Below are 17293 nucleotides of genomic sequence, written 5' to 3'. Positions count from 1 at the left end.
AAACGCCGCGCGGCTTGTGGCCGGCGGCGTTCGGGGTGGGTCAGGAACCCGGGGTCAGGCGGAGATCAGGCCTCGAAGGGCAGCTTTACCTGGCTGAGGTCCTTGCGCGTCTCGACGAGCACCAGCGGGCCCTCGTCGACGATGACCACCGGCGCCGGCTCGCGGCCCAGCGGCGCGGGGGCCGGCTCGGCGGCGATGGCGGCCTGGGCGGCGGCGATCTTGTCGGCGTCGGAGTTGACCCATTGCAGGCCGGCCCCTTCGGCGATGGCCTGCAGCTCGCCCATGGGCAGCTGGAAGGCTGCCGCGACTGGTGCGGGCGCCGGTGCCGGCGTCGGCTCGGGGGCCGGCGGCGGCGGGGCGATCACGTCGACTGGGGCCGGTGCCGGTGCGACGTCGGCGCTGGCCATGGCGGTCTCGATCAGCGAGCCCTGCACCGGGGCAGCGGCCTGCTCGTCGACCGGGGTTTCCTGGCCGTCGGCAGCGCCTTCCTCGCGGCGGTTGCGGTTGCGATTGCGGCCACCGCGGCGGCGGCTTTCGCGGGCCTGGCCTTCGCCGGTGTCGTCGCCCTCGGCGGCCGGGGCAGCATCGACGGCGTCGGCGCTGGTCTCGACAGGGCTGGCGGCTTCGGCCGGCACCTCGGCGCCAGCGTCCACGCTGCCTTCGGCGCCGGTGGCCTGCTCGTCACCACGGTCGCGGCCACCACGGCGGCGGCGGCGGCCGCGGCCCTGGCGCTCCTCGCCGGCCGGCGTGTCGCCGGTGGGCGGCAGGCCGGCTTCGGCCTGGCTGTCGACGAAGGCGGGCGGCGCGTCATGCAGGGCGGCCTGCTCGTCGGTCAGCTGCGCGGCCACGGGCAGCGCGGCCTCGACCGGCGCCTTGTCCTGGCGCTCGCCGCGCGGGCGGCGTTCGCCACGCTCACCGCGCTCGCCGCGTTCCTGGCGCTCGCCGCGCTCGGCGCGTTGCTGCTGCTGCTGTTCGGGCTTGTCGCCGCCTTCGGCGCGCGGCTTGCGATCGCCACGCTCCGGACGGTCACCTCGTTCGGTGCGCTCACCGCGGGCTTCCTGCGGCTTGCCGTCGCGGCGGCCACCCTGGCCACCCTGGCCACGTTCACCACGTTCACCACGGCGACCGTCGCGGCGGCCATCGCGGCCACCTTCACGCTTGGGCTTGTCGCCCGTGGTGGCAGCTGCCGGTGCCGGCGCTTCGGCCGCCGGTGCAGGCGCGGGGGCGGCGGAGTCGCCACCGCTGAAGAAGCTGAACAGGCGGCTGAAGAAGCCCTTGGGCGCCGGGGCGGCCACAACGGGCGCCGGTGCCGGTGCCGGCGGCGGCGGTGCCACGACCGGGGCCGGTGCGGCCACGGGAGCTGGCTGCTCGGGCAGGATGCCCTTGATCACCGGTTCCTGCTTGTTCTTCTTCTCGACGTCGCCACGACGCGTGATGCCCACCTCGTCGGTCGGCTCCTCGATCATCGTGTAGCTGGCCTGCAGGTTCTCCAGGCGCGGATCGTCGTGGCGCAGGCGCTCCAGCTTGTAGTTCGGCGTCTCGAGGTGCTTGTTGGGCACCAGCAGCACGGTCACGCGCTGCTTCAGCTCGATCTTGGTGATCTCGGTGCGCTTCTCGTTCAGCAGGAAGGACGTGACCTCCACCGGCACCTGCACGTGCACGGCGGCGGTGTTGTCCTTCATCGCCTCTTCCTGGACCATGCGCAGGATCTGCAGCGCCGAGGACTCGGTGTCGCGGATGTGGCCGGTGCCGTTGCAGCGCGGGCAGGTGATGTGGTTGCCCTCGGACAGCGCCGGGCGCAGGCGCTGGCGGCTCATTTCCAGCAGGCCGAACTTGCTGATGGAGGCGAACTGCACGCGGGCGCGGTCGTTGCGCAGCGCATCGCGCAGGCGCTGTTCCACGTCACGGCGGTTCTTGCTCTCCTCCATGTCGATGAAGTCGACGACGATCAGGCCGCCCAGGTCGCGCAGACGCATCTGGCGGGCGATCTCATCGGCCGCTTCGAGGTTGGTGCGGGTCGCGGTTTCCTCGATGTCGCCGCCACGGGTGGCGCGCGCCGAGTTCACGTCGACGGACACCAGCGCTTCGGTGTGGTCGATGACGATGGCGCCGCCTGAGGGCAGGTTCACCGTGCGGCTGTGGGCCGTCTCGATCTGGTGCTCGATCTGGAAGCGGCTGAACAGCGGCGCGTCGTCACGGTAGCGCTTCACGCGATGGCCCTGGTCGGGCATCACGTGGTTCATGAACTGGTGGGCCTGCTCGAACAGGTCGTCCGTGTCGATCAGGATCTCACCGATGTCAGCGGTGAAGTAGTCGCGGATCGCGCGGATCACCAGGCTGGATTCCTGGTAGATCAGGTAGGCACCCTTGCCGCCCTTGGCCGCGTCGTCGATCGCGGTCCACAGCTTGAGCATGTAGTTCAAGTCCCACTGCAGCTCCGGCGCCGAGCGGCCGATGCCGGCGGTGCGGGCGATCAGGGACATGCCCTTGGGGTACTCGAGCTGGTCGAGGTTCTCCTTGAGCTCCTCGCGGTCCTCGCCCTCGATGCGGCGCGACACGCCGCCGCCGCGCGGGTTGTTGGGCATCAGCACCAGGTAGCGGCCGGCCAGCGACACGAAGGTCGTCAGCGCTGCGCCCTTGTTGCCGCGCTCTTCCTTCTCGACCTGGACCAGCAGTTCCTGGCCTTCCTTGATCGCGTCCTTGATGGTCGCGTTCTTGACGTCGGTGCCTTCGCGGAAGAACTGGCGCGAGATTTCCTTGAACGGCAGAAAGCCGTGGCGGTCCTCGCCGTAGTCGACGAAGCAGGCTTCGAGCGACGGCTCGACGCGTGTCACGACGGCCTTGTAGATGTTGCCCTTGCGCTGTTCGCGGCCTTCGATTTCGGTCTCGAAGTCCAGCAGCTTTTGCCCGTCAACGATGGCGAGGCGCCGCTCTTCCGGCTGCGTCGCATTGATCAGCATGCGTTTCATGTCATCACTCCTTCGCGCGCCCCGTGTGGGAGCGCGCCACGTCATGCCACCCGGAGGTGGCGTTCAAGACGCACGAGCGACAGCGTGGAACCGTGGAAGGAGTGCCCTGGACCGCTCGGGTTTCTGACGGAGGTCAGACGCCGAGCAGCGTTGGCGCATGCGACCGGGCCGTCACCTCTCGGGCGTGCCCTGTCTCGACCCGGCCGCATGCAAGCGCGCCGGAGCGCACGACCACCGCAGCTTCTGGCTGGGGTCGCGCGGCGGGGCGCAGCGGGAGGGGGAGGGAAGGGCTCATCCGCGAAGGACTGCTGGACGCTGGCGCGAGCTGTTGCGGTGTGAACCGCGCGCTCTCGCGCCGTGAAAACCTTGTCTGGCCACCGGGCCCTGGTTGAGGGGCCGGAGGGTTCCGTGTGTCATCGCTCTGCCGCACCGCGCCGCCGACCGCTGCTTCACTTGGGGAAGCTGCCTGCCGGCTTCAGGATGCGTTGCATCGCCTGTTTGTGACCCGTGGGCAAACCCGCCGGGCCCCGCGTTGTCGCCGCTAAAATCAAAAAAATCAAACACTTACGGCAGCAACGTGGTGAAAAGGATTATAGGGGCAGGCCCTGCGGCCCCGGCCACGGGGTTGACAGCCGCCCAGGGTACGGACAAACCCGTGGTCAGACGGGTCATCGTGGACGAGGGATCGGCCGGCCAGCGGCTGGACAACTTCTTGCTGCGCGAGCTGAAAGGCGTGCCCAAGACGCATGTCTACCGTGTCATCCGCGCCGGTGAGGTGCGCGTGAACAAGGGTCGCGCGCAGGCCGACACGCGGCTGGAACTTGGCGACGAGGTGCGCATTCCGCCGGTGCGGGTGCCAGAGAAGGCGGCCGCGCCCGCCGCGCCGGCGCGCGAGTTCCCGGTCGTGTTCGAGGACGAGCACCTGCTCGTCATCGACAAGCCCGCCGGCGTTGCCGTGCATGGCGGCTCGGGTGTCAGCTATGGCGTCATCGAGGCGCTGCGCCGCGCACGGCCCACGGCCAAGTTCCTGGAGCTCGTCCACCGCCTGGACAAGGAAACCTCCGGCCTCCTGATGATCGCCAAGAAGCGCAGCGCGCTCGTGAACCTGCAGGACCAGTTGCGTGAGCGCGAGACCGGCAAGACCTATGCCGCCTTGGTGTGGGGGGACTGGCCGGCCAAGCTCAAGGTCATCGACGTGCCGCTGGTGAAGTTCATCGGCAGCGACGGCGAGCGCTGGGTGCGCCCCGGCACGGCGGACGAGGCGGACGCCAAGCGGTCCATCAGCCTCGTCAAGGTCATGCAGAAGACGCCGCGCTTCAGCCTGCTGGACGTGACCATCAAGACCGGCCGCACGCACCAGATCCGCGTGCACCTGCAGCAGGCCGGCCACGCCATCGTGGGCGACCCGAAGTACGGCGACTTCGACAAGAACCGCGAGCTGGCCCGCGGGGCGGCCAAGTTCGACCGCATGTTCCTGCATGCACGACGGCTGACTTTCCAGCATCCGGCCACCGGTGAGACGGTGACCTGCGAGGCGCCTTTGCCGGCGGACTGCCAGGCCGTGCTGAGCGCCTGACGCGCAGGCGCGAGGGTCAGAACAACTGGCCGACGTTGAGCAGCGTCAGCACGCCCAGCACCGCGAAGATGGCCGCCGCGATGCCATGGACCAGCGGCATGGAGACGCGCTTTGCGATGCGGTCGCCAAGGAAGACGGCGGGCGCGTTCGCCAGCATCATGCCCAGCGTGGTGCCAAGCACCACCTGCACCACCTCGGTGTAGCGGGCCGCCAGCGCGACGGTGGCGATTTGGGTCTTGTCGCCCATCTCCGCGAGGAAGAAGGCGATCACGGTCGTGCCGAACACGCCGAAGCGCCGACCGCGCTGGGCCTCGTCGTCGTCCAGCTTGTCGGGGATCAGCATCCAGCCGGCCATTGCGATGAAAGACAGGCCGACGACCCAGCGCAGCACGTCCGGCCCCAGCGCCTGGGCCACCCAGCCGCCCAGCAGGCCGGCGGCGGCATGGTTGAGCACTGTGGCCACGAAGATGCCCAGCAAGATGGGCAGCGGTCGGCGGAAGGTGGCGGCCAGCACCATGGCCAGCAACTGTGTCTTGTCGCCCATTTCACCGAGCGCGACGATGCCCGTGGACACGAGGAATGCTTCCAAAACGATCTCCAAAGGGCCGAACGGAAAACCAGCGACCGCACGCCTCCCGGCCCTTCCCGGAGGCAGTGCGGTCAAAGGTCTTGCCAGGCTGTTGGAGCTGCCTGCGCCATGGCCCATCGAGCCAAGTGTGTTGACGCAGGCTCCTGCAGGCGCAGGACGGCTACTCCCCAATGACGAGGCGCGCATTCTAGGCATGGCGCGCGAGGGCTCGCAGGCTGCGCCGACAATGCGGCCATGAGCACGCGACCCCAACGCTTCGACCTGATCGCCTTTGACTGGGACGGCACCCTGTTCGACTCCACCGCGCTGATCGCGCGCAGCATCCAGCGCGCGGCGGTGGACATCGGCCTGCCTGAGCCGGAGTTCGAACGTGCCAAGTACGTCATCGGCCTGGGCCTGCGCGATGCGCTGGAGCATGTGGTGCCCAACCTGCCGGCCGAGCGCTACCAGGACCTGGGCCTGCGCTACCGCCATCACTACCTGGCGTCCGAGAACGACGTGTCGCTGTTCGATGGCAGCCTGGCCATGCTGCAGGCGCTGAAAGCGCGCCACCACTGGCTGGCCGTGGCCACCGGCAAGAACCGCGTGGGCCTGGACCGCGTGCTGGCGCATGCCGAGCTGACCCGCATGTTCGACGCGACCCGTACCGCCGACGAGACGCGCTCCAAGCCACATCCGCAGATGCTGTTGGAGCTGATGCGTGAGTTCGGCGTGGAGCCCGAGCGCACGCTGATGGTCGGCGACACCACGCATGACCTGCTGCTGGCCCAGAACGCCGGCGTGGCGAGCGTGGGCGTGAGCTTCGGTGCGCATGATCACGAGACGTTCGCGGCGCACAACCCGCTGTTCGTCGCTCATTCCACACGTGAACTGCACGACTGGCTGATCACGCATGCCTGAAATGACGTCCCTCGCCCAGTCACGCGCCGCTGAGCGCGCGCGTGCCTCGTCGGTCCCCCGCGGGGACGGCGATGCCTGCGGCATCGAGTCGCGAGCACATCGCCAGATGGGCCTGCTTGGGGGCGGCCCGGCGCTCGGCCCGATAGACATGGCGGATCGCGCCAAGGATCACTGACATGGATATCGCCCCGCCGCAGCGCCTGTGCGCCTCGGCCGACCTGGCCGAGCGCGGCAAGGCGGTGAGCTTCGACGTCATCCAGTGGCGCGAGCCGGTGCGTGCGTTCGCGCTGCGCTACGAGGGCCAGGCGGTGGCCTACCTGAACCGCTGCGCCCACGTGCCGACCGAGATGGACTGGCAGGAGGGCGAGTTCCTGGACCGCGATAGTCGCTACATCATGTGCAGCATCCACGGCGCGGCCTATGAGCCGCTGACCGGCCACTGCGTGATGGGCCCCTGCCAGCGCGGCCGGCTGACCAAGATCGAACTGACGGAGCGCGAGGGTCAGGTCTACTGGCACCCCACGCGCGACACCCAACCCGCTTTTGAAGACTGAGATGAGCAGCACCTCCGACGACACCCTGCCGCCCCCCATGCCCGAGCCGGTCGGCGTCCCGGTCGCGCCTGCCGCACCGGCGGCGCCCGCCGCGACACCCAACGAGGCGCTGCTGGCGCAGCTGGCGCGCGACTTCCTGCGCGAGCGGCGGCTGGAGCGGCGCTGGCGCACGGTGTTCCGGCTGTTCTGGCTGGGACTGGCGGCGCTGCTGGTCTACAGCCTGTGGCAGCAGGGACGGCATGTGACGCCGACGACCGTGCCGCACACGGCGCTGGTGGAGGTGCGTGGCGAGATCGCCGTGGACACGGAGGCCAGCGCGGAGCTGCTGCTTGCGGCGCTGAAGGATGCCTTCAAGGACGAGGCCGCGCAGGCCGTCGTGCTGCGCATCAACTCACCCGGCGGCAGCCCGGTGCAGGCCGGCATCGTGCATGACGAGATCAAGCGGCTGAAGAAGCTGCACGGCAAGCCGGTGTATGCCGTGGTCGAGGAAATGTGTGCCTCGGGCGCTTACTACATCGCCGCGGCGGCCGACGAGATCTACGTGGACAAGGCCTCGGTGGTGGGCTCCATCGGCGTGCTGATGGACGGCTTCGGCTTCACTGGCCTGATGAGCAAGCTGGGCGTCGAGCGTCGGCTGCTGACGGCGGGTGACAACAAGGGCATGCTGGACCCGTTCAGCCCCGTCAACCCGCGCCAGCAGGCCTATGCCCAGGCCATGCTGGACCAGATCCATCAGCAGTTCATCACCGTCGTTCGCGATGGCCGCGGCAAGCGGCTCAAGGAAACGCCGGACACCTTCTCCGGCCTGTTCTGGAACGGCGAGCAGGCGGTGGCCATGGGGCTGGCCGACGACTACGGCAACCTCGACCATGTGGCCCGCGAGGTCGTCAAGGCCGAGGAGGTGATCGACTACACACCGCGCGACAACGTCGCCGAGCGGCTGGTCAAGCGCTTCGGTGCCAGCGTGGGCGCGGGCGCGGTGCGGGCGCTGCGCGAGGTCGCGCCCATCCGCTGAGGTTCAGCGGGCGCGGCGGCGTGCCAGGCCAGCAGCCGCCAGCGCCAAGCCGGCGAGCACCAGCGAGGCCGGTTCGGGCAGTTGCTGCGTCGAGCCGGAAACCGGCGGGGTCGGCACGCGCAGCGGCGCGTCGTTGACCTGCACGCTGCTGTTCCAGTCCTTCACGACCACCTGGCCGTTGATCTGGCCCCAGCCCTGCGCGACGCTGGCCCGCGTGGCCAACAGTGATGCGTTGATGCCGCCGTTGAGGATGACCTGCGTGGCGTCCGGCAGGTTGAACAAGACCTGACCCTTGTTGAAGCCGATGTAGCCGTGGTTGCCGAAGTCCACGCTGCTGCCGTGGATGTTGATGAGGATCTGCGCGCCGTCGGCGAGGTTGTCGATCTGCAGGTTGCGGGCGGCGTCGGCGGCCAGGATGTCGAACACGGCCAGCATCTGCCCGGCGGCGTCGAAGTGCAGCGTGCCCCACTGGTTGACGGCCGTGCCGGTGTTGGCGCGGGCGTCCAGCGACTGCGACAGCGCCGTGAGCCGCTGCTGCTCGGTGGCGAAGGCGAAGCCCTCGCCGGTTGCGGGTGTGCCCATCAGGTTGCCGCTGCTGGTGGGCGTGTACTGGCCGCCCACGGCGGCGCCGCCCCAAATGGTGCCGTTGGTGAAGCTGAGGTTGCCGCCCACCACCAGGCCCGTGCCGGAATACAGCGCGGCGGCGCCAGTCTTGGTGTTGATGGAGTAGCTGTTGAGGCTGGCGTTGCCGGCCACGGCCACGCGGCCTTCCACGTCGCTGCTGCCCACACTCATGTGGCCGAAGGCCAGCAGATTGAGGCTGGGGTCCAGGCCGAGGTTGATCGGCGCGGCATGGGCAGCGGCCGAGAGGGTGGTGAGGGCGAGCAGGCGGGTTAGGAAACGCATGGCCGGCAGTCTGGGAAGCGGGCCGTGATCGCGTCACGCCCCGACGCGGGGGTGGCCGATGCGGTTCGCGACGCAGTTCACGACCCGCCGTGGCAATCCGTCACGAAAAAGGCCGCAGCCAGTGAGGGCTGCGGCCTGCGCCGAGCGCGCTTGCGCTTACGGCGTCTTGGTGTCGGGCTTGGCAGCGACCTTCACGTCAGTGGCGCCCTCGGCCTTCTTGACGGCGGCCTTGTCGGCCTTGGGCGCCGGCTTGGCGGCGGCCGGCTTCGTGGTGGCCGTGTCGGTCGCGACGGCGGCCGGTGCGGGCTTGGCGGCCGGGGCGACTGCCGGGGTGGTGGTGGCCGCCGCCGTCACGGCCGGTGCTGCCGCCGGCGTGGCCGTCTGCGCTGCGGCGGGTGCTGCGGCCTGGGCCATGGCAACGCCCGAGGCGAGCGTGATGAGGGCGGTGGCGATGGTGGTCTTCAGCGTGTTCATCAGTGGGCTCCTGGGAAGGTTTCGGGGGATTCGGCTTCGCGAAAGCTTGTGACCACAACGACCCCTCGGCGCCGCACGTTGACGGCGTTGCAAAGCCTTACACCCCGCGCAGAATCCGGGGCATGAATACCCCGCACCGCTTCGACTGGCGCACCGGCTATCCCAGCCAGCGCAGCCCCCTGTTCGCACGCAACATCGTGTCCACCTCACATCCGCTGGCGGCGCAGGCCGGCCTCCAGGTGATGCGCCAGGGGGGCAACGCTGTGGATGCGGCCATCGCGACGGCCGCCTGCATGACGCTGGTGGAGCCCTGCAGCAACGGCCTGGGCTCGGACGCGTTCTGCATCCTGTGGGACGGGCGGCAACTGCACGGCCTGAACGCCTCGGGCCCGGCCCCGGCGGCCTGGACACCGGACTTCTTCGAGGGTCAGGTCATGCCCTGGCGCGGCTGGGGCTCGGTGACGGTGCCGGGCGCCGTGGGCGGCTGGGTGGCGCTCAGCGAGCGCTTCGGCCGACTGCCGTTTGCCGACCTGATGCAGCCCGCCATCGAGATCGCCGAGCGCGGCTTCGCCGTGCCGCCCATCGTGGCCGGCAAATGGGCGATGGCGGCGGCCCTGCCTGAGCTCACCGGGCAGCCCGGTTTCGCGCAGGCCTTCCTGCCGCACGGCCGGGCCCCGGCGGTCGGCGAGCTGTTCCGCTTCGCCGAGGCGGCGCGCGGCTTGCGCCTCATCGCCGAGACCCGCGGCGAGGCCTTCTACCGGGGCGAGATCGCGCAGGCGCTGGCCCGCTTCGCGCGCGACACCGGCGGGGCGCTGACCGAGGCCGACCTGGCCGCCTACCGGGCCGAGTGGGTCACGCCTCTGGCCAAGGACTTTGCGGGTCACACGCTGCACGAGATCCCGCCCAACGGCCAGGGCATCGCGGCGCAGATGGCGCTGGGCCTGCTGGCCCATTGCCGCGTGACCGACCACGCGGTGGACAGCCCCGAGGCGCAGCACTTGATGATCGAGGCGATGAAGCTGGCCTTCGCGGATGTCTATCGCTTCGTCGCCGAGCCTGGCGCGATGACGGTCAGCCCGGCGCAGCTGCTGGATGACGACTACCTCGCGCAGCGCGCCAAGCTCATCGATCCCACGCGGGCGCAGGTCTTCGGCGCCGGCAACCCTGTCAAGGGCGGCACCATCTATCTGACGGCGGCCGACGAGTCCGGGATGATGGTGAGCTTCATCCAGAGCAACTACATGGGCTTTGGCTCGGGCCTGGTGTTGCCCGGTTATGGCGTGAGCCTGCAAAACCGTGGTCACTGCTTCACGCTGGAGGCGGGCCACCCCAATCAAGTAGCCCCGGGCAAGCGGCCGTTCCACACCATCATCCCCGCGTTCCTGACGGCCCCCACGTCGCCTGCGGCTCCTGCCCCCCGAGGGGGCGCGGCGCCGCCTTGGGGCGGCCCGGCGGTGGCGCCAACCATGGAAGCACCAGCAGTGGTTCCCGTGATGAGCTTCGGCGTCATGGGCGGCAACATGCAGCCCCAGGGCCACATGCAGACGCTGGTGCGCATGCTGAGCTACGGCCAGAACCCGCAGGCGGCCTGCGATGCGCCGCGCTGGCGTTTCAACGAGGGCCAGTCCATCAACGTGGAGCCGCACATGCCTGCGGCCACTATCCAGGGCCTGAGCGATCGCGGCCACCAGGTCGGCGACATCCACGACAGCTACCAGGACTTCGGGGCCGGCCAGTTCATTTGGCGGCTGGGCGACCCGGGCACGGCAGGCTATGTAGCGGCCAGCGACCCGCGCCGTGACGGTGCGGCGGTGGGTTGGTAGGCCGGGCGCCACGAACTTCGCGCGTGCGACAGCTGGTGCCTGACCACGCTGCTAGCATGGCACGCATGACCAAGCTGCTCGATCTCGACTGACGCGCCTGCGCCGCGTCGCCGCGCCCCGCCGGGGCGCTCCTGCTCCGTCGAGCCTGCCAGCCCTTGCCGTCATGTTGTCCCGCCTGCGTTCCTTCTTCGCCCTCGCTCCCAACGACCTGCTGCGCGACGCCGTCTACCGGCGCCTGTGGACGTCCATCCTGTGCGCCTCGCTGGGCGGCCAGATCACGCTGCTGGCGCTGCCGCTGACGGCAGCCGTGCTGCTGGACGCCAGCCCCACGCAGATGGGCCTGCTGCAGGCGCTGGGCGTTCTGCCATTCGCGCTGTTCTCGCTGCCCTCCGGTGTGCTGCTGGACCGGGTGCGCAAGCTGCCGGTCTACATCGTTGGCGAGGCCGTGCTGGCGCTGGCCGTGGCTTCCGTGCCGCTGGCAGCCTGGCTGGGCCTGCTGGGCATGCCCTGGCTCTACCTGGTCAGCTTCGTCATCGGCACCGTGCACACCACGGCGGGCAGCGCCGCGCAGATCGTGCTGACGCAGGTGGTGCCGCGCGAGCGCCTGGTGGAGGCACATGCCAAGAACGCACTGGCCTCGTCCGGTGCAGAGGTGGCCGGGCCGGGCGTGGCGGGCCTGTTGATCAAGCTGGTGGGCGCGCCGCTGGCGCTGGCGGTGGACGCACTGATGCTGGCGGTGTCCGTGCTCATCCTGCGCGGTATCCGTGTCGAGGAGACGCTGCCCGTGCGCCAGGCACAGGACTTCTGGCGTGAGCTGAAGGCCGGCCTGCATTTCGTGCGCGAGCGGCGGCTGCTGGTGACCATGGCCGTGCTGATGGCCTGCTGGAACCTCTTCCACAACGCTGCGCTGGTGACGCAGATCCTGCTGGCTACGCGCGAGCTCAAGCTGGCGCCGCAGACGGTGGGCTGGTCCTACGTCGCCATCGGCGCCGGCACGGTGCTGGCCAGCGTGCTGGGCCACCGCATCAGCCGGCGCATGGGGCCCGGGCCCTGCCTGCTGCTGGGCTTTCTGCTGTGCGGCCTGGCGTGGCTGCAGCTGGCCTTTGCGCCGGCCGGCGGATGGGGCGTGGCCAGCTTTGCGCTGATGCTGTTCACCTGGGGCGTGGGCGCCGTGCTGATGTTCATCAACTTCCTGTCGCTGCGCCAGGCCGTCACGCCCGCGCCCATGCTGGGCCGCATGACCAGCACCATGCGCTGGCTCATCCTGCTGCCGGCAGCACCCGGCGCGCTGCTGGGCGGCTGGCTGGGCGAACACCTGGGCCTGCGCGCGGCGCTGGGCTTTGCCGGCGCCGGCTGCGTGCTGGTGGGGCTGTGGGCCTGGCGGCACCCGGTGCTGCGCAGCGTGCGCGAACTGCCCAAGCCCGTGGAGGTGGCCACGGCATGAGCGACCCGGTGCTGCTGGAGGTGCCCGAGCGGCTGGACGGGCCGCGCACGCTGCTGCTGATGCCGCGTGCCGGCGCGGGCGCCGAGATGGCGCTGGTGGTCACGCAGTCGCTGTCGCACCTGCGGCCGTGGATGGCTTGGGCACAGGAGCCGCCCTCGGCCGCCAGCGCCGAGGCCGTGGTGCGCCGCATGCATGCGGACTTCATCGCGCGGCGGGATCTCTGCTTTCACCTCTATGCCCGCCGGGCCGATGGTGGCCCCGGGCGCCTGTTGGGTGGCACGGGCCTGCACCGCATCGACTGGACGGTGCGCCGCTTCGAGATCGGCTACTGGATACGGCCCGATGCGGCCGGCCAGGGCCTGGTGGGCGAGGCGGTGCAGCTGCTGACGGCACTGGCCTTCGACCGGCTGGCGGCGCGGCGCGTGGAGATCCGCTGCGACGCGCGCAACACCCGCAGCCGTGCGGTCGCGCAGCGCGCCGGCTTCGCGCTGGAGGGCGTGCTGCGCCACGACGCGCTGGGCGTGGACGGCACGCCGCGTGACACCGCGGTCTACGCGCGCATCGCCGGCTGAGGTGCATGAAAAACGGGCTCCGTCGGGAGCCCGTGTTCAAGTGGCGCGCGGCCGGTTCGGCGATCACTCGGCCGGCTTGGCCTCGGCCTTGCGCTCAGCGGCTGCCTTGGCGGCGATGACGGGCTGGCCCTTGAGCTTGTTCAGCGCCTGCATCAGCGGGAAGTCCTCCGTCGAGCCGAACTCCGGCAGCGGCTTGGGCGGCTCGGCGCGCTTGGCGTACTCGGCCTCCAGCTTGGCGCGCGCTTCCTCGCGGGCCTTCTGGCGGGCTTCGTTGTCCTCGGGGCCGTTGGCGAGATGCTTCTCCAGGTCGGCTTCTCGGGTGCGCAGTGCGGCGAAGACGTTGCCCTCGGCCGTCTCGTCCAACAGCACGTCGGGCGTGATGCCCTTGGCCTGGATGGCACGGCCCTGCGGCGTGAAGTAGCGGGCAGTGGTGATCTTCAGCGCGGTTTCCGGGCCGAGCTGGCGGATGGTCTGCACCGAGCCCTTGCCGAAGGTCTGGGCGCCCATGACGGTGGCGCGCTTGTGGTCCTGCAGCGCGCCGGCCACGATCTCGCTGGCGCTGGCCGAGCCCTCGTTGACCAGCACCACCAGCGGCACGGTCTTCAGCGCCACGGGCAGGCGCTTGAGCGGGTCATCGCCGCCGCGGCGGCGGTAGTCGTCGGGTTCGGCCTTGTAGGCGGCCTTGGATTCGGGGATCTGGCCGTTGGTGGACACCACCTCCACACCCCTGGGCAGGAAGGCGGCCGAGATGGCCACGGCGCCTTCCAGCAGGCCGCCGGGGTCGTTGCGCAGGTCCAGCACCAGGCCCTTGAGCTTGGGCTCCTGCTTGTAGATCTCCTCGACCTTCTTGACGAAGGCGTCGACCGTGGGTTCCTGGAACTGGCTCACGCGCACCCAGGCATAGCCGGGCTCCACCACCTTGGCGCGCACGCTCTGTACCTTGATTTCCTCGCGCACGATGGTGACGGGAAAGCTGCGGTTCTCGGCCTTGCGGTAGATGGTGAGGCTGACCTTGGTGGCCGGATCGCCGCGCATCTTCTTGACGGCCTGGTCAATGGAGAGGCCGCGCACGGCGGTGTCGTCGATGCGGCTGATCAAGTCGCCGCTCTTCAGGCCGGCGCGGAAGGCGGGTGAGCCTTCGATGGGCGAGACGATCTTGACCAGGCCGTCTTCCATGCCGATCTCGATGCCCACGCCGACGAACTTGCCGGACGTGCCTTCACGGAATTCCTTGAAGGATTTCTTGTCGAAGAACTGGGAGTGTGGGTCCAGGCCGGACACCATGCCTGCGATGGCGTCGTTGATGAGCTTTTTCTCGTCGACCGGCTCGACGTACTCCGCCTTGACGAGGCCGAACACGGCGGCGAGCTGCTGCATCTCGTCCAGCGGCAGCGGAGACAGGCTGCTGCGTGCATTGGCCTGCAACTGCATGGTGGTCAGGCCACCCGCCAGCGCCCCAAGGGCCACCCAACCAGCGACTTTCAACTTCGAGCTCATGCGGCCGAGTCCTCTATCTGCGTGATCCTGTCGAAACACCTTGACAGGTGGCCCGAGTGTAAGCGTGGGGGTGGCGGCAGACGGCCGATTTACCCGCCGGAAACCCTTCAGATACGGGCCGAATTGGCGGATTGGCCGGCTGTTGCGGCCGCCGTGCGGGCCCGGCCGGGTGCCGGAAGTCAGGCTGGGCAGCGGCCCTCAGCAGCGCAGCTTCTGGCCCGCCAGCGTGCAGCTGGCCAGCGGCTGGCCCAGCGCGTCGTAGGCCTGCAACCGCCAGCCCTGCGGCGTGGCGCTGAGCAGCGAGAAGCCGAAGTCGGTGTGGCTCTGGAAGGTCTCCACGCGTGCGCCGGGCAGCGGTTGCGCCTGCTGCGCGGCACGCGCGTCCAGGCGGCCCTCGGTGGCCGAGCCGCCGTTGCCGATCACCAGGCTGGCCGGGTGGTTGCTGGCAAAGCCCAACAACTGGTGGATGTGCAGGTGGCCGTGCAGCGTGGCCTGCACGCCGGGCGGGAACAGGCGTCCGGGCTGGGCGTCCTGCAGCAGCGGCGTGAGGCCGGAGCGGGCCGGCTCGGGGCGGCCGTCGGCGCTGGGGCCGAAGGCCAGGCTGGGGTGGTGGCTGACGAACAGGCTCTGCGCCCGCTGGCCGGCCAGCAGCGCGACCTGGTCCAGCTGCTGGCGCCAGCGCATCCAGGCTGCCGAGCCGCGCGCTGGGGGCCGGCTGCCCACCTCGGCCGAGTCGAACACGATGAGCTGGCTGCGCGAGGACAGCGGCACGGCGAAGGGGGCGGTGAAGTCGCCTTCGTCCACGCCGTCGGCGGCCGGCTCGCAGGCGCGGGCGGCGCCGGTCTGCGCGTCCAGGTAGCGCAGCCAGCCCTGGCCGGCGCGCCGGCAGGACTCGTGGTTGCCGCGCACGAACACCCAGGGCGCAGCGGCCAGCAGCGCGCGGGCGGGGCGGAAGAAGTCGGCCTGCCAGGCGTCGTCGCCATAGCCCCAGGGGCTGGCGGCGCAGCCCGGCTGGCCGGCCGGGCAGGGGCTCTCGCGGTAGTGGTAGTCGCCCACGTGCACCACCAGGTCGGGCTTGAGCGCGACGGCGCGCGCCACGATGCGGGCGAACGGCCACTGGCCGGGGTCGTTACAGGGCTGCCAGGCCTCGTCCGAGGCCTTCAGGCGGCAGCCCGTGTCGCCGATGACGACGATGCGGCGCAGCTCCCGTGCCGGCGCGCGCAGCGTGAACTGGCCCAGTTGCACGCTGGCGACGCCCACCGGCCATGCGGCCTCGCAGGCCCGTAGCGTGAAGCTGGGGGGCTTGTGCTCGGGCCGGGTGTTGCCGGGCGGCGTAGGAGCCTCGCCGGGCTCGCTTCGCTGTGTCATCGGGGCCTGGCCGCCGGCCCAGCTCAGCGTGGGGCAGGTGGCCTCGTCAGTCAGGGCGCGCACCTGCCAGCCGGGGCCGGCCACGGCCTGCACCCAGGCCTGCTGCACGCCCAGCGGCACGGGCGCGGCCAGCGGCGCAGGCGGCGGCGGGTGGGCGCAGCCGGCCAAGGCCAGCAAGGTGGTCAGGGCGGGCCCAGCCCAGAAACGCGCGCGATGAATCATGTGTCGATCAACTGTGTGAGCGGCGGGAGATTAGCGCCCGGCGCGGGGCGCGCTGCCGCTAGATTGCCGGCCACGCCCACTTCGCTGCCCGCCATGCCTCTCGCCCACCGTCTTGCCGTGCTTGCGCTGGCATTGTCCTCGTCGGCATTCGCCGCCCAGATCGGCGCCATCCCGCCCGCCGAGGCGCTGACCACCGCACGCGTGGAGGCCCTGCCCCTCGCTGAACGCGGGGCCTGGCAGGCCTACCTGGCGCGCTCCGATGCGCAGCGCGCCGCCGACCGTGCCGTGCTGGCCGCCGAGCGCCAGGGGCTGGCCGAGCTGCCGGCGCCACCAGCGAGCGGCAATGGCGCGGCCAGCCTGCCGCTGGACCGGCCGACGGCCTGGTATGCCAGCGAGCCCGCACGGGCCGTGGCCCGCAACATCCTGAGCTACCAGACGCCGGCCGGCGGCTGGGGCAAGAACCAGCCGCGCGACGCCGCGCCGCGCCAGCGCGGCCAGGCCTTTGTGGCCGACGGCAACCCCAAGGCGCCGTCGCCCGGCGACTTCGACAAGCCCGGCCACTGGAGCTACGTGGGCACCATCGACAACGAGGCCACCACGCGCGAGGTCCGCTTCCTGGCGCGCATGGCGCAGGCGCATCCGGGCGACGTGGGCGCCGCCTACCGCCAGGCGGCTGAGCGCGGCCTGCGCTACCTGCTGGCCGCTCAGTTCCCCAACGGCGGCTGGCCGCAGGTGTGGCCGCTGCAGGGCGGCTATCACGATGCCATCACGCTGAACGACAACGCCATGATCGATGTGATGGCGTTGCTGGGCATGGCGTCGCGCGGCGAGGCCGGCTTCGATTTCCTGGGCGCGGCGCCGCGCGGCGAGCTGGCCGCGGCCGAGTCACGCGCGGTGCAGCTGCTGTTGACCCTGCAAATCCGCATCGACGGCCAGCCCGCGCTGTGGGCGCAGCAGCACGACGTACTGACGCTGGCGCCCACCTCGGCCCGCAACTACGAGCCGCCCGCGCTCAGCAGCGGCGAGAGCGCGCAGGTGCTGGCGTACCTGATGGCCATGCCCGCACCGTCGCCAGCCGTCGTGGCGGCCGTGAAGGGCGGCGTGGCGATGCTCAAGCGCCTGGCGGTGCGCGACCGCGTCTGGGTGATGGTGGACGCGCAGCAGGGCAAGCGCCTCGTCGAGCAGCCCGGCGCCGGCCCGCTGTGGTCGCGCTACTACGACGCCACGACGCTGAAGCCGGTGTTCGGTGACCGCGACAAGTCGCTGCACGATGACGTGCACGACATCAGCGCCGAGCGCCGCCGCGGCTATGCCTGGTGGGGCAGTTGGCCGCAGAAGACGCTGGACGCCTACGAGGCCTGGGCCCCGCGCTGAGCGCAGAGGC

Annotated in this window: 15 protein-coding genes and 1 riboswitch; of the genes, 8 read left to right on the top strand and 7 right to left on the bottom strand. The window is 70.7% G+C overall.

Going from position 1 to position 17293, the window contains the following annotated elements:
• Nucleotides 1-65 precede the first annotated feature (65 nt).
• A complete protein-coding gene (locus ACG0Z3_RS13370) occupies nucleotides 66-2969 on the bottom strand; it encodes an Rne/Rng family ribonuclease (RefSeq protein ID WP_394398142.1) in 2904 nt (967 codons plus the stop codon).
• Nucleotides 2970-3549: 580 nt separating this feature from the next.
• Here ACG0Z3_RS13370 and ACG0Z3_RS13365 point away from each other — a divergent pair.
• Nucleotides 3550-4545, top strand: coding sequence for an RluA family pseudouridine synthase (locus ACG0Z3_RS13365; protein ID WP_394398140.1), 996 nt, complete (start codon nucleotides 3550-3552; stop codon nucleotides 4543-4545).
• Between the two features lie 16 nt (nucleotides 4546-4561).
• Here the strand turns inward: ACG0Z3_RS13365 and ACG0Z3_RS13360 are convergent, their stop codons facing one another.
• Nucleotides 4562-5134, bottom strand: a complete 573-nt coding sequence (locus tag ACG0Z3_RS13360) for a TMEM165/GDT1 family protein (RefSeq protein ID WP_394398138.1) — start codon at nucleotides 5132-5134, stop codon at nucleotides 4562-4564.
• Between the two features lie 3 nt (nucleotides 5135-5137).
• A riboswitch (yybP-ykoY riboswitch) is annotated at nucleotides 5138-5315 on the bottom strand.
• Between the two features lie 53 nt (nucleotides 5316-5368).
• On the opposite strand from ACG0Z3_RS13360, the gene ACG0Z3_RS13355 reads away from it, so the two are divergent.
• Nucleotides 5369-6034, top strand: a complete 666-nt coding sequence (locus tag ACG0Z3_RS13355; protein ID WP_394398136.1) for an HAD family hydrolase — start codon at nucleotides 5369-5371, stop codon at nucleotides 6032-6034.
• A gap of 19 nt (nucleotides 6035-6053) precedes the next feature.
• On the opposite strand, the gene ACG0Z3_RS13350 is transcribed toward ACG0Z3_RS13355, so the two are convergent.
• Nucleotides 6054-6212: a hypothetical protein gene (locus tag ACG0Z3_RS13350; RefSeq protein ID WP_394398134.1), complete on the bottom strand. Its 159-nt coding sequence runs from the start codon at nucleotides 6210-6212 to the stop codon at nucleotides 6054-6056.
• Between ACG0Z3_RS13350 and ACG0Z3_RS13345 the strand changes: the two genes are divergently transcribed.
• Both ACG0Z3_RS13345 and ACG0Z3_RS13340 read left to right on the top strand, forming a co-directional pair.
• A complete protein-coding gene (locus tag ACG0Z3_RS13345) occupies nucleotides 6211-6588 on the top strand; it encodes a Rieske (2Fe-2S) protein (protein ID WP_394398132.1) in 378 nt (125 codons plus the stop codon). The genes ACG0Z3_RS13350 and ACG0Z3_RS13345 overlap by 2 nt on opposite strands.
• 1 nt (nucleotide 6589) lies before the next feature.
• Nucleotides 6590-7603 (top strand): S49 family peptidase, encoded by a 1014-nt coding sequence (locus ACG0Z3_RS13340; protein ID WP_394398130.1) that lies wholly within the window; start codon nucleotides 6590-6592, stop codon nucleotides 7601-7603.
• A gap of 3 nt (nucleotides 7604-7606) precedes the next feature.
• On the opposite strand, the gene ACG0Z3_RS13335 is transcribed toward ACG0Z3_RS13340, so the two are convergent.
• Nucleotides 7607-8509 (bottom strand): choice-of-anchor A family protein, encoded by a 903-nt coding sequence (locus ACG0Z3_RS13335; RefSeq protein ID WP_394398128.1) that lies wholly within the window; start codon nucleotides 8507-8509, stop codon nucleotides 7607-7609.
• A gap of 156 nt (nucleotides 8510-8665) precedes the next feature.
• Nucleotides 8666-8983 carry a hypothetical protein gene (locus ACG0Z3_RS13330; protein ID WP_394398126.1) on the bottom strand — a complete coding sequence of 106 codons (318 nt, stop codon included), beginning with the start codon at nucleotides 8981-8983 and terminating at the stop codon, nucleotides 8666-8668.
• A gap of 122 nt (nucleotides 8984-9105) precedes the next feature.
• On the opposite strand from ACG0Z3_RS13330, the gene ACG0Z3_RS13325 reads away from it, so the two are divergent.
• From ACG0Z3_RS13325 to ACG0Z3_RS13315, 3 genes are all read left to right on the top strand, one after another.
• Nucleotides 9106-10806 (top strand): gamma-glutamyltransferase family protein, encoded by a 1701-nt coding sequence (locus ACG0Z3_RS13325; RefSeq protein WP_394398124.1) that lies wholly within the window; start codon nucleotides 9106-9108, stop codon nucleotides 10804-10806.
• Nucleotides 10807-10969: 163 nt separating this feature from the next.
• Complete coding sequence (locus tag ACG0Z3_RS13320) at nucleotides 10970-12250, top strand: MFS transporter (RefSeq protein WP_394398122.1); 1281 nt, start codon at nucleotides 10970-10972, stop codon at nucleotides 12248-12250.
• Nucleotides 12247-12822: a GNAT family N-acetyltransferase gene (locus tag ACG0Z3_RS13315; protein ID WP_394398119.1), complete on the top strand. Its 576-nt coding sequence runs from the start codon at nucleotides 12247-12249 to the stop codon at nucleotides 12820-12822. Before ACG0Z3_RS13320 ends, ACG0Z3_RS13315 begins: the two co-directional genes overlap by 4 nt.
• Before the next feature lie 63 nt (nucleotides 12823-12885).
• Here the strand turns inward: ACG0Z3_RS13315 and ACG0Z3_RS13310 are convergent, their stop codons facing one another.
• Nucleotides 12886-14319, bottom strand: a complete 1434-nt coding sequence (locus ACG0Z3_RS13310; protein ID WP_394398117.1) for a S41 family peptidase — start codon at nucleotides 14317-14319, stop codon at nucleotides 12886-12888.
• 198 nt (nucleotides 14320-14517) lie between these two features.
• Nucleotides 14518-15909 carry a metallophosphoesterase family protein gene (locus ACG0Z3_RS13305; protein ID WP_394398115.1) on the bottom strand — a complete coding sequence of 464 codons (1392 nt, stop codon included), beginning with the start codon at nucleotides 15907-15909 and terminating at the stop codon, nucleotides 14518-14520.
• Between the two features lie 93 nt (nucleotides 15910-16002).
• Here ACG0Z3_RS13305 and pelA point away from each other — a divergent pair, with 93 nt between their 5' ends.
• Entirely contained in the window at nucleotides 16003-17283 is a 1281-nt protein-coding gene (pelA, locus tag ACG0Z3_RS13300; RefSeq protein ID WP_394398113.1) for a pectate lyase, read from the top strand.
• Nucleotides 17284-17293 lie beyond the last annotated feature (10 nt).

The sequence above is a fragment of the Pelomonas margarita genome, assembly GCF_043555875.1.
Classification (GTDB): domain Bacteria; phylum Pseudomonadota; class Gammaproteobacteria; order Burkholderiales; family Burkholderiaceae_C; genus Pelomonas; species Pelomonas margarita.
Note: the sequence above shows the minus strand (reverse complement) of the source record. Positions and strands in the feature narration are given on the sequence as shown.

Coding starts and splice junctions, on each gene's coding strand:
- pelA (WP_394398113.1), top strand. CDS start 16,003: ATGCCTCTCGCCCACCGTCTTGCCGTGCTTGCGCTGGCATTGTCCTCG.
- ACG0Z3_RS13330 (WP_394398126.1), bottom strand. CDS start 8,983: ATGAACACGCTGAAGACCACCATCGCCACCGCCCTCATCACGCTCGCC.
- ACG0Z3_RS13355 (WP_394398136.1), top strand. CDS start 5,369: ATGAGCACGCGACCCCAACGCTTCGACCTGATCGCCTTTGACTGGGAC.
- ACG0Z3_RS13340 (WP_394398130.1), top strand. CDS start 6,590: ATGAGCAGCACCTCCGACGACACCCTGCCGCCCCCCATGCCCGAGCCG.
- ACG0Z3_RS13345 (WP_394398132.1), top strand. CDS start 6,211: ATGGATATCGCCCCGCCGCAGCGCCTGTGCGCCTCGGCCGACCTGGCC.
- ACG0Z3_RS13370 (WP_394398142.1), bottom strand. CDS start 2,969: ATGAAACGCATGCTGATCAATGCGACGCAGCCGGAAGAGCGGCGCCTC.
- ACG0Z3_RS13320 (WP_394398122.1), top strand. CDS start 10,970: ATGTTGTCCCGCCTGCGTTCCTTCTTCGCCCTCGCTCCCAACGACCTG.
- ACG0Z3_RS13310 (WP_394398117.1), bottom strand. CDS start 14,319: ATGAGCTCGAAGTTGAAAGTCGCTGGTTGGGTGGCCCTTGGGGCGCTG.
- ACG0Z3_RS13350 (WP_394398134.1), bottom strand. CDS start 6,212: ATGTCAGTGATCCTTGGCGCGATCCGCCATGTCTATCGGGCCGAGCGC.
- ACG0Z3_RS13325 (WP_394398124.1), top strand. CDS start 9,106: ATGAATACCCCGCACCGCTTCGACTGGCGCACCGGCTATCCCAGCCAG.
- ACG0Z3_RS13315 (WP_394398119.1), top strand. CDS start 12,247: ATGAGCGACCCGGTGCTGCTGGAGGTGCCCGAGCGGCTGGACGGGCCG.
- ACG0Z3_RS13335 (WP_394398128.1), bottom strand. CDS start 8,509: ATGCGTTTCCTAACCCGCCTGCTCGCCCTCACCACCCTCTCGGCCGCT.
- ACG0Z3_RS13305 (WP_394398115.1), bottom strand. CDS start 15,909: ATGATTCATCGCGCGCGTTTCTGGGCTGGGCCCGCCCTGACCACCTTG.